The sequence below is a fragment of the Rhizobium sp. PEPV16 genome, from assembly GCF_008919455.1.
GTDB lineage: Bacteria > Pseudomonadota > Alphaproteobacteria > Rhizobiales > Rhizobiaceae > Rhizobium > Rhizobium leguminosarum_Q.
The window spans coordinates 3715-15139 of sequence record NZ_VSZV01000226.1 but is presented as its reverse complement, the minus strand read 5'-3'; the positions used below and the strand labels follow the sequence as shown (position 1 = coordinate 15139).

Sequence of the window (11425 nt, the reverse complement as noted above, 5' to 3'; positions counted from 1 at the left end):
CGAGCCCCTGGCTGTAACGCGCTTCGACGCTTCTTCCTCGCGACAGCGAAGCAAGTTCAGCGAGATCGGCGGGCGGCTCGTAGCCGCCGGCGCAGAACATGGTCAATGCCGCAACACCGTTGTTCAACCAGCCGGTTCCGAAAGCGACCTGGGCGAAGGGCGCGAGCTCGGTCAGCGGGCCGGCGCGCAACTCCTTGTCATAGGCGCGGCCCTGCGATCCGGCCGGAACACCTGCGAGCGTATGAAGAGCGATCATCCGGAAGATGAGATCGATCTGGGCGCGGGCGCGCGCTGACAACGCCGCCTCAGCCCAGCGCTCCAGCGCCAGCAGGCCGATGAAATCGATCGGGTAATAGGCGGCCGAGTTCCACTCCGCCAACCCATGGGCTTCGACGCTGTCGAACCAGCGCCCGAGCCGCTCGCGGCCAAGTTCCGCCTGCTGCCGCCCCGTCCGGCCCGAGGCCGAAAACACCTCGTCGGGCAGGAGAAGTCCCGCCAGCAGCTGGCTCGTATGGAAGCAGAGCACGTGGTTCTCGCTCCAGAACCACATCGCGTCGTTGCCCGGCTCGTCCACCCAGTAACGGTAGGAGCGAACGGAATGCCGGATGCGAGCCACCACGGCATCGGGCATCCGGTCGGCATAGGCGCCAAGTAGCCACAAGAGCGGCACCATGATGAAATCCGAGCAATCTTCCCGCGCATCGATGGAGACGAGCGTCGCGTCGATGATGCGGTCGAAGCTTTCCTGGTCGTGGTGACCGGTTTCCATCATGGCGATCAGGCGCCCGACGCGGTTGGCGCCGAAGCGGGCGCCGTATTCCAGCGCCTGCCGCTTGCGGGCGGCAAGCGACGCCTCTGATGGCAACGGAGAAATGCTGCTCAGGAAGGCGGCATCGATGACGCGAGTGACCGAGCCCGTGCCGGAGCCGATCGTCATATGCACGCCGTGATAACCGTCCGGAATGCCGCAGACATCGTCGGCCGTGAGGCTGCTCTGATGGGCCTTGAGCGTCAATCGGGAATGCGCGAGAACGGGCCGCTCGTGACCATGGCCGACGACCTTGATCTCGACAGGCAAGTCGCGTTCGGGCGCGGTGCCGAAGATGATCTCCAGCGGCTGATTGACGAAGACGTCGCCGGCCGGACGGACGCCGCGCGCAAGGGCTTCCAGCTCGCGAACCTCATCCTGATCAAGCGATACAGGCAGCAGCACGCTAAGCGGCTCGCCGTCCAGCATCTCGATCTCGAAGAACCACGTCGTGTCGCGCTCGGCCAAGTCTTCGGTGTGGACGAGAATCTGGTTGTCGCCGGCGTCCAGCGCCAGCTTTATGTCGGTTGCGCTCTCGGTGTTGCGCTTGAAGGGTTCGAAGCGCACCGCCTCCTGTCCGTTGACCCATATGCGAACGCCGCCGCAGGTCTTCAGTCTGAGATTGAGCGTTCGCGCGGACCCCGTCCTGAACGTGCCCTTCAACCATCGCCTGAGATGCGTCGGCACGTGCCAGAAGCCGGTGAACTCCACGCGGCGGTTCGAGCCGGGAAGATTGAGGCTTTCGGTCGGCCAGGCGGTGTCGGGTAGCAGCGGCCGCCCCACCATGGTCGACCAGAAGGCCTTGCGGCAGGGCAGGTCGCCGACATCGACGAAACCGTTGATAAAACGATAGTTCACGCGGTCTTCGGCCGGCGCAGGCTCGCCGGGAAAATAGCTGGCGATCAGGCCGGAAACGGCCCATGCCGTGATCGTCTGCCCCTCGGCCACGCTGTATGCTGGCGCCATCTCGTCCGGCTGGTTGATGTATTCCGTTTTCACAGACCGCCTCCTCCGCAATACTATGAAAATATTTTCATTAGGTTATTTGTGCGCGCTATTTTTGCAAATTGCTCAAAAACATCGCTATTACCGCAGAAAATAGCTTGACGGAACGAATGTCAAGTATATGAAATTGATTTATCGATGGCTGAGGCCGCGATTGATGAAAATGTTTTCATGGGAGGATGAAAATGAAAACCTATCTATCAGGGGCTTTCGCACTGGCGCTGGTCACCGCTTCTTTCGCCTGGTCGAGTGTCGCCATGGCGGAAACCCAGACGATTACCTTTCTCTTCACCGACGACGACCAGGCTTATGTCGAACGGATGGAAGCGCTCAGCAAGGAATTCGAGACGGCGCATTCCGACATCAAGGTGAATTTCGTCTCGTCGGGTTATGACGCAGTCGCCAAGCAGCTGCCGGTACAGCTTGCCATCGGCGAAGGTCCTGACATCGCCAAGATCACCGACTGGCAGCTGGCGCCCTACTATCTCGACATGCGCCCCTTGATGAAAGACCCAGATGGCTTCGCCAAGCTGCATGGCGAAAGCTTGAACACGCTTCGCTTCCCGGGCGTCAACGATCCGAACTCGATCAACGGCTATGTCGCGTCGCAGACCTTCAACCTGCCCTTCGTCAACAAGACGCTCTTCGAACAGGCGAATGAACCGCTTCCGAAGCCGACAGCCACGCTGAAGGATATCGTCGAAGCCTCGGCGCGCGTCGCCAAGGCGACCGGCGCCCAGATCCCCTTCACGATGGACCGCTCGGGCCATCGCTTCTCCGGCGCGGCCTTCTCCTACGGCTCGAATTACGTCAAGGACGGCAAGTTCTCGTTCCCCGACGATGCCGCCAAGCGCTACATCACCGATCTCTACAACTGGACGAAGGACGGCTCTTTCCCCAAGGAAATGTGGGGTGCGGCCGGCGGAACCCAGTACAAGAACATGGGCGACGAATTCGTCAACGGCAATGTCGTGACGTATGTCGCCGGCAACTGGATGGTCAATCCGTTCCAGAAGAAGATCGGCGACGCCTTCGACTGGACGGCGATCAGCGCCCCCTGCGGCGATGCCGGTTGCTATGCGATGCCCGGTGGCACCGCGATCGTCGGCTTCAAGCGCACCAAGCATCCGGAGGCCGTCGCCGCCTTCATCGAATTCCTCGGCTCTGAAAAGGTCCAGCGTGAAATCGCCGAAAACTACGTCATCCTGACCGGCGCCGACATCAAGGACCCGCAATACAAGCTCGAGAGCAAGAACGCCAAGGATGCCATGGCCGTCTTCCTCGGAAGCCGCAACAGCGCACCGAAGGCAGCCCGCGACCTGGAACGCCTCAAGGGCTCCTCCGCCATCTATCAGCTGATCGTCCAGCGGATGAGCCAGCTGATCGTCGGCGAGCTTTCCCTCGACGACACCTTCAAGGCGATGAGCGCGGACGTCGACAAGGTCAACGTGGCGCTCGCCGCCAACAAGTAACCGGCCGCGCCTGTCTCCCACAGATTGCGCGCTGCGTCAGCCACGGCCTCGCAACGGGCCGTGGCTGATCGTTTTTCGCCCTGCCTGGCGTCCTCTCCGACACTTTGATCGGTTTCCAATTGTCGACGATCTGAACCACACTACAACTGCCGCCAGGAAATGTAGCGTCGCCAGTTCCGCGGCGCGATGCTGGGAACGGCGGCGACTGGCGAAGGAATGGTGACACGCGGTTCGAGAGAGGTTATAGGCGTTGTCAGCCTTCGCCGGCTCGCAGGCGCCATGGTCAACTCACAAATGCCGGCAACCCGGTTACCTCCGGCGACCCAGCGCTGTCCATCCGTATAGAGGTGCATTTCCATGCCGATGGGCTCCGAGCATCCGCTGCGAAGGGAACTTCACAACGAGCTCCACGCGCGGCCGTCGCTTTACTTCGATGGCGACACGGATGTGTGGCACGTCGCCATCGTCGGCGACAATGCCCCTCCTCAGTTACCAAATTCCCTGCCGGGACTGGAGGACGTTTCCACGACCCGCGAAGGCAACCACGGCATCGGCCGCATCGGCGATGGCCGGCTGAAGTGGGAGGCGCATACCGAGTTTCTGACGCTGACCTTCGTCGTTCCCGCGTCGGCCGAGCCCGGCAGCAATCCGCCGGAAGCCTTTCAGGCCTGCTGCCGTCAGATCGACGGAAAGGTCATCGCGGCGGTCCGGGTGCTCGTGCGGGACGAGAAGGACGGGCAGCGTCCGGAAAAACCGAAGCTCGACTATGTCGCTTCACAGGTCGGTGGCGGCGACGCTGAAGTGCATTCGAACTTCCGGCTGACCGACAGCGGCTTCGTGGAATTCCTGTTCTTCAACCGCAATCTCAACGCCTATCGCACCGGCCGGATGGTCAGGCGTTTCCTGGAGATCGAGACGTACCGGATGATGGCGCTACTGGCGCTGCCGATGGCGCGCGAGACGGTGTCGAAGCTCTCGATCTTCGACCGGCGCCTCGACCTGCTGATCTCGCATATGCAGAGTGCGGTCAAGGTCGACAAAGCCCTGCTTTCCGAGGTCACCAAGCTTTCGTCGGATGTGCTCAATTTCTCCGCTCTCGCCCGCCACCGCTTCGGCGCGACGAAAGCCTATGCCGAGATCGTCGCGAGCAGATCGTCGGAGCTGCGCGAGGAGCGCGTCGAGCAGCGCCAGCGGATCGGCACCTTCATCGACCGGCGGTTTCAGCCGGCCGTCCGTGCGGTTCACGCCGCCGAACGCCGCCTCGATGAACTGGCCGAACGCGTGAGCCTGGCCGGAGACCTCCTTAGAACCACCGTGCAGGTGCAGCTCGAAGATCAGAACGCCTCACTGCTGACCTCAATGGAAGAGCGGGCGCGCATCCAGGTGCATATCCAGCAGGCGGTCGAAGGCTTCTCCGTCATCGCCATTACCTATTACACCGTCGGCCTCGCAAAGATCTGCCTGGAAAGCATTTCTGAACTGGGCGTCGATCCGCACGTGACGAAGCTCGCCGTTCTCGGCGCCATCCCGCTCGTGCTCTTCGCCGTCTGGGCGGCAGTTCGTCATGTTCGAAAGAGCATTGCCGGCCACTCCAACAGCCCTGCATCCGAGAGCCACTGACGCGGCGTCAGATACTCGCTCACCGCCGCCCTTTCGATACGGCGGCGTTTTCTTAGCTGTACCGGAAGAACGTCAGGATGCCATTGCGTAGTGGCGTTCCGATGCCCGGCCACTGCCCGTCCTGAACCGCCGCAGCAGCTCGGCAAGGCTTTCAGTTTCATGGGTCAGGCTCTGGGCAGCCGCCGTGGTCTCTTCGACCATCGCGGCGTTCTGCTGCGTCACCTTGTCCATCTGGTCGCCGGCAGCCGAGACCTCGCGCAGGCTGGTCGCCTGCTCGCGGGCGGCAACGGCGATCTCGGCCACGGTCGCATTCATGGCCGTGACCTGCTCGACGATCTGTTCGAGCGAAAGGCCGGATTCGCCTACCAGCTGAACGCCGGTCTTGACCTGCGCCGAGGAGGTGGAGATCAGCTGCTTGATCTCCCTTGCCGCGTTGGCGGAGCGCTGGGCGAGCTCGCGGACTTCCTGGGCGACGACGGCAAAGCCCTTGCCCGCCTCGCCGGCGCGCGCCGCTTCCACGCCGGCATTCAGCGCCAGCAGGTTGGTCTGGAAGGCAATCTCGTCGATGACGCTTATGATGTTGCCGATTTTGGACGACGAATTTTGAATTTCCGTCATCGCATCGATTGCGCGGGCAACGATCTCGCCGCCCTTTTCCGCATTGGTGCGGGCGGTTGCCACAACACCCTGGGCGCGGCTTGCACCCTCCGCCGTTCCATTGACGCCGCGGGTCACTTCACCCAGCGCCGCGACGGTCTCCTCCAGCGAGGCTGCCTGCTGCTCGGTGCGGCGGGCGAGATCGTTGGAAGCGGTGGAGATTTCCGCAAGGCCGGATCGGATGGTGCCGACCGCGCGGATGACGGCGTCAACCGCCTCTTCGAGGCTCGCGACCGAATTGTTGAAATGATCCCGGATCCTGACATAGCGATGGTCGACTTCGCCGACGCGGACAGTGAGGTCGCCCTTCGAGAGTGCGTCCAGCCCGACAGAGATCTGGCGGAAGGCATGCTCCATCACCTGCGCATCGCTGAGCCGCTCGGCCTCCTGGCGCAGCCGCTCTTCTTCGGCCGCCAGGCGGGCGCGTTCGGCATTGGCTTCCGCAATCAGCTTGGCGCGCCCCGTTTCCTGGAAAACCTTCAGCGAACGCGCCATGGCCCCCAGCTCGTGGCGGTGCTCGACGCCCGTTATCACAATTCCTTCCTCACCGCGGGCAAGCTGCTCCATGGACTGCGCCATGTTGCGCACCGCCGAGGAAATCAGCCGGCCGACGAAATAGGAAAGCACGAGGCCGATAACGATCAGCAGCCCGCTGATGACCAGCGTTGTGCTGGTCGCGGAGGCAACCGTTGCGTCCACCGAACCATCAAGGGTCTTCTGCGCACCGGTAACGGTTGCCTGCAGATCCTTGAAGCCATCCGAGATTTTCGGCGCGAGCACGCTGAGCTGCGTCTGGCGGATGTTGCCCGAGGCCTGCAGCACGTCCTTCATGTCGCCGAGACGGGCGGTGTAATTCTGCATCAGCTGGCCGGCGCCCATCAGGCGCTTCTTCTGCAGCTCGTTCTTTGCGGCTTTTGCGGCAGCTTCGTTGAGCGCGACCGCTTCGGCCAGTGCTGCCTGCGCCGTGTCATAGGCCGCAAAATCATCGGAATGCACGAAGCGTTCGGAGAAATAGAGGCTGCGGTTCAACGCCTCCAGTGTCGCCGCCGTCATCTGCAGCAGCGGCACATCATTCTGGCGCCAGGCGCTGCGCACGACATCGTTGAGCGCAATACTGGTCCAGGGGCCGAATTCGGTGACCTTGGAGATCAAGGCATCACGCCTGGCCTGCAGCGCAACGATTTCTTCGAAAGCCTTGCCATAGGTGGCGATGTCCTGGCGGATCGCCGCAAGACCGGACTGCAGGTCCTTGTTGCCGGCAAAACGCGGATCGTCGGCGTCGAACGCCTTCACGCCGGCGCGGAAGCGGTCGACGACAGCCTGCGTCGGCGTGGAGCGGAAGGCTTCCGCCGACATCTGAATCTCGTTCAGTTGGTCGCTATAGTCCGAGATGGCGAGACTTTGGCCGGCCGTGACGCGATAGGACGAGAAGATCGAGGCGAGCCCGTTCATACCCGAGATCGCGCTGATCGTGAGCAGGCTCATCAACAGGATCAATGGTACTAAGCCGGAGGTGATCTGTGCGCGAATGCCGAAATTATTCCAGAAATGCAACATCATAGTCCTCTTATGCTCACTGGCTCTTCGGCAGATAGGTGGCAATGTTCTCAGGTGTGACGAGTTCGAAGGGAACGTTGTTTTCGCGCGGCACCTTCTCTTTGCGGATCAACTTGACGGCAGCGTCGACAGCGGCAGCACCCTGTCCGACGGCGCTCTGGAGAATGGTGACGTCGAGATCGCCGGCCACCATCGCGGCGAGCGCGTCATCGGTCGCGTCGACACCGGCGACGACGACATCTTTCATCGGAATATTGTTCTTCTTCATGGCCCGGATCGCGCCGAGCGCCATCTCGTCATTATTGGCGATGACCGCGTCGAACTTGACGCCGGCCGACAGCCATTCCTGCATCTGCTGGTCGGCATAATCGCTCGACCAATAGGCGGCCTGCCGCTCGACGATCTGAAGACCCTTGCAATCCGGGGTGGCGATGACGTCGGAGATGTCCTGGGTGCGGGCGCGGGCGGCCGCGTGGAAGGGTTCGCCCATCAGCACGACGACGCGGCCTTTGCCTTTGAGGAGCGTGCAGACCTGCTTGGTCTCCAGCGTTCCGGACTCCTTCTCATTGGAGGCCACCACCACCTGATTGTCCGGCAGGTCCATGAGGTTGGAAGGGACGTTGTTGATGTAGATCAGCGGAATGCCCGCATCGGCGGCAATCTTGGTCATTTGCGGCCCGAGATCGCCATCGGAGACGGCAACGATGATGGCGTCGACCTTGTCGGCAACGAACTGCTGGACCTGCTTCTTCTGGAGCTCGTTGTCGCCCTTGGCACTTTCGGTGACGAGCTTGAGGCCTGATATCGTCTGTCCATGCGAGACGACGCCGTTCAGAAGTGCTGTTCTGAATTTGTCGAGATCGGACATCGAAACCCCGATCGTCTGGGCATGGGCAGCAGAGATCGATATCGCCAAGGCGATGGATGCAAGCGTAGCCGTTTTCATGAATTCCCCTGGCGCAATTCGGATATGAAGGGGTTATTTCAAAGTTTGGTTAAATTTTACTTTTCTTCCGGAAGCAAAAGTTAATTGCGAGGGCATGATCTTGCCGCGGCAGCAGAACCTTCTTCGGCAGCGATTGACCGGACTTGAAGGGCATCACGCCAAGCTTGATCCGATACCCTTAAATCTTTGATCTTATGAAGATTAGCGCCCACCAAAGCCCGAGCTGACGGTGATACCCTTGTAGATCACCCTCTGCAGCACGATGGCCAGGATGACACCCGGCACCATGGAGATCGTCGCACCGGCCATGATGTAGTTCCACGCGGTGCCCTGCTGTGTCTGGAACAGGGTGAGCCCGAGCGGCAGCGTGGCCATTTCGACGCCGCTGGTGGCGATCAGTGGCCAGAGGAAACTCTTCCATTGTGCGATGAAGGTGAATAGCGCCAGCAGGCCGATGGCCGGCATGGCAAGCGGAATGATGACCGTGACCAGGATGCGCAGGCGCGAAGCCCCGTCCATCATCGCCGCCTCGTCGAGATCCTTGGGAATGCCGAGGATGAACTGCCGCAGCAGAAAGGTGCCGAAAGAGCTGAAGGCGACCGGCAGGATCATGCCGTGATAGGTGTTGATCCAGCCGAACTTGCTGACGATGAGGAAGAGCGGAATGACCAGCATCACCTGCGGGATCATCAGCGTGCTGAGATAGGTAAGCAGCAGCCCCTCCCGGCCGGGAAACCTCAGCCGGGCGAAGGCGTAGGCCGACAGGCAGGATACCGCAATCACGATCGCCGTAACGCCGCAGGCGACCACGAAGGAATTCAACAGGAAGGTTCCGAACGGCAGGGAAACCAGCGCTTCGACGAATGTTCCCCAATGATATTCTTCGGGCAAGATGCGGACCGGCACGGCCATCACCTCGGCATTGGAACGCACCGCGTTCGACACCATCCAGAAAAAGGGGAAGAGGAAAAGCAGCGCGATCAGCGAAAGCGCCGTGTAACTGACGAAGGTGCCGACGCGCCGCAATAGGCGGTGACGATGCTGGGACATGGAATGCGGGTGCCGTGAGGTCGGATCAATCGTCATAATGCACCCATTTGCGCTGCATGTGAAATTGCAGGATGGTGAGCGCCATGATCATGACGAACATCACCCAGGCCAATGCGGAGGCATAGCCCATCTGAAAGTTGGTGAAGCCCTTCTGGTAGACGGCGAAACCGAGCGTCGCCGTTGCCGAGCCCGGGCCGCCGCGCGTCATCGCGAATATCTCGTCGAAGACCTGCAGCGAGGTGATCGCCGTCATCACGGTGCCAAAGAAGATGGTCGGCGAGATGAGCGGTAGGCGGATGCGCCAGAAGCGCTGCCAGGCATTGGCGCCGTCGATCGTCGCCGCCTCGAGATAATGCTTCGGCACGAGGTCGAGGGCGGCGTTGAACATCACGACGTTATAGCCGACATTCGCCCATAGGGTGACAAGCACGACCGCCTGCATGGCCCAGGTCGAGTTCAGCAGGAAATTCGGCAGGCCGAGGCCGAGCGCGCGGATGATGGTATCGGCCAGCCCGTCCGGCGTGAAGATCAACAGCCAGACCACCGACGCCGCGATCGTCGGCGTGAAGGCCGGCAGGAAGAAGATCACCCGGAAGATCGCCTTGCCGCGCTTCAGGCTCGATATCCAGACCGCGAGCGTCAGCGAAACGATGATATTCAGCGCCAAATACTCGACGGCGAAGAACAGCGTGTTGCTCAGCACGGTGTAGAAGGCCGGATCGACAGTGAAGAGCCTGATGTAATTCTGAAAGCCGACGAAGGATGGTGTCGAGATCAGCTGCCAATTGGTAAAGCTGAGCGCCAGCGACGCCAGAATCGGCAAGGCCATGAAGACCATGAAGCCGAGGAAGCTCGGCAGCAGGAACAGCATTGCTGTCTGCGTCTCTGGCTTCAGGAAGCGCCGTGGCTGACCGGGCTGCAAGGTAACTTCGGCAACAGCGCTTTGCGACATGTCTTCCTCCATGCGACGGCGCGTCCAGTCGGACGCGCTGGCTCTATTGCTGCGCAAGGGTCTGGATGGACTCCATCGTCTGCTTGGCGTCGGCGCTGCCGGCGAAAGCCGGCGGGAAATACTGGTTGAAGAGGTTTTCCACCGCTGCCCAGTTGGTGGTGATCACGTATGGCACGGAGTGCGCCAGGGAATAGTCGATGGCCTCGCCGCCGTTGGTGATGTCCTTGGCCGCCACCTTATACCAGGCCGATTGCGACGCCGTCCGCGCCGGCAAGGCACGGCCCTGTTCGGCGAGATAGGATAAGGCTTCCGGACTGGTCAGCACCTGGATCGCCTTCCAGGCCGCGTCCTTGTTCTTGCTCGTCGTGGAAATGCCGAAACCGGAACCTGCGGTGACGGCCGAAAGTTCGCCCTCATCGCGCGGCAGGGTGGTGAGGCCGATCTTGAACTTCGCCTGGCCCTTCATGCCGATGATCGACCAGGGGCCGTCGATATACATGGCGACATTGCCCGAATTGAACCGGCCCTGGACGACATCACCGGGATTCGCGCCACCCGAGGGAACCAGCGGCGCGATCTTATCCCTGGCGGCAAAGCCGATCAGCCTGTCGGCGGCAGCAACTGCGCTCGCACTGGTCAAATCAAGCTCGCCGGCGTCGTTGACGTATTTATTACCCCAGGCCGCGGCCAGGACCGAATAGTTCGTCGGGGTGATGCCGAAGCCGTACTTGCCGTCCTTCGTCAGTTTCTTGGCGGCATCGGTGAACTCGGCAAGCGTCCAGCCCGGCTTCGGCAGCGGAACGCCAGCGGCTTCGAGCGCGTCCTGGTTATAATAGATGACCCACGGACCGACGTCATAAGGCAGACCGTATAGCTGCTTGTCGACGGACATACCGCCGATGATTGAGGGTGTGAAGGCGGCGACGTCGAACTTATCGGCCTCGATCCGGTCATTCAGGGGCTCGAGTAGCGAATAGAAGTTCGGCATGCGCAGCGATTGCATGGAGACGATGTCGGCGAGCTGTCCCGATGCCGCCAGCACCGGCAGCCGCGTCCAGTAGTCGACCCAGCCCGTCGTCGTCAGCGTCACCTTGATATCGGGATACTTGGCACTCACCATCTCCGCCAGGTGCTGCCAACTCTTGGTGTCGGTTTCGGAGCCAGTCCACATCTGCCAGGTCAGGTTGACCTGCTCGGCCGACGCGGCCGTGGCAAAAAGACTGCCACCGATAGTGGCAAGCAAAAGCGTTTTTTTCAGAACCTTCATGGGTTTCTCCTCCCTCCATGACGCAATGAATACGCGCGTGCGACCGAGTTCACGCCTTGAGGACGATCTCGATCACCGGGACGGTAACGTC

The 11425-nt window shown here is 61.4% G+C and carries 8 protein-coding genes; 2 read left to right on the top strand and 6 right to left on the bottom strand.

Features of this window, described 5'->3' with window-relative positions; translation table 11 throughout:
• The coding region (locus FY112_RS07585; RefSeq protein WP_151518099.1) for a hypothetical protein at positions 1-1807 on the bottom strand (1807 nt) is incomplete at its 3' end.
• A 191-nt stretch (positions 1808-1998) separates the two neighbouring features.
• Here FY112_RS07585 and FY112_RS07580 point away from each other — a divergent pair.
• Positions 1999-3285, top strand: coding sequence for an ABC transporter substrate-binding protein (locus FY112_RS07580; RefSeq protein ID WP_151518098.1), 1287 nt, complete (start codon positions 1999-2001; stop codon positions 3283-3285).
• A gap of 357 nt (positions 3286-3642) precedes the next feature.
• Complete coding sequence (locus tag FY112_RS07570; protein ID WP_131643262.1) at positions 3643-4905, top strand: DUF3422 domain-containing protein; 1263 nt, start codon at positions 3643-3645, stop codon at positions 4903-4905.
• Positions 4906-4977: 72 nt separating this feature from the next.
• On the opposite strand, the gene FY112_RS07565 is transcribed toward FY112_RS07570, so the two are convergent.
• The 5 genes from FY112_RS07565 to FY112_RS07545 form a co-directional block, all read right to left on the bottom strand.
• Positions 4978-7119 carry a methyl-accepting chemotaxis protein gene (locus tag FY112_RS07565; protein ID WP_151518101.1) on the bottom strand — a complete coding sequence of 714 codons (2142 nt, stop codon included), beginning with the start codon at positions 7117-7119 and terminating at the stop codon, positions 4978-4980.
• 16 nt (positions 7120-7135) lie between these two features.
• Positions 7136-8065: a substrate-binding domain-containing protein gene (locus FY112_RS07560; RefSeq protein WP_151518097.1), complete on the bottom strand. Its 930-nt coding sequence runs from the start codon at positions 8063-8065 to the stop codon at positions 7136-7138.
• A 201-nt stretch (positions 8066-8266) separates the two neighbouring features.
• Complete coding sequence (locus FY112_RS07555; protein ID WP_094088237.1) at positions 8267-9151, bottom strand: carbohydrate ABC transporter permease; 885 nt, start codon at positions 9149-9151, stop codon at positions 8267-8269.
• A complete protein-coding gene (locus tag FY112_RS07550; protein ID WP_151518096.1) occupies positions 9141-10067 on the bottom strand; it encodes a sugar ABC transporter permease in 927 nt (308 codons plus the stop codon). Before FY112_RS07550 ends, FY112_RS07555 begins: the two co-directional genes overlap by 11 nt.
• A gap of 43 nt (positions 10068-10110) precedes the next feature.
• Complete coding sequence (locus FY112_RS07545; protein WP_131643266.1) at positions 10111-11334, bottom strand: sugar ABC transporter substrate-binding protein; 1224 nt, start codon at positions 11332-11334, stop codon at positions 10111-10113.
• Positions 11335-11425: the final 91 nt, after the last annotated feature.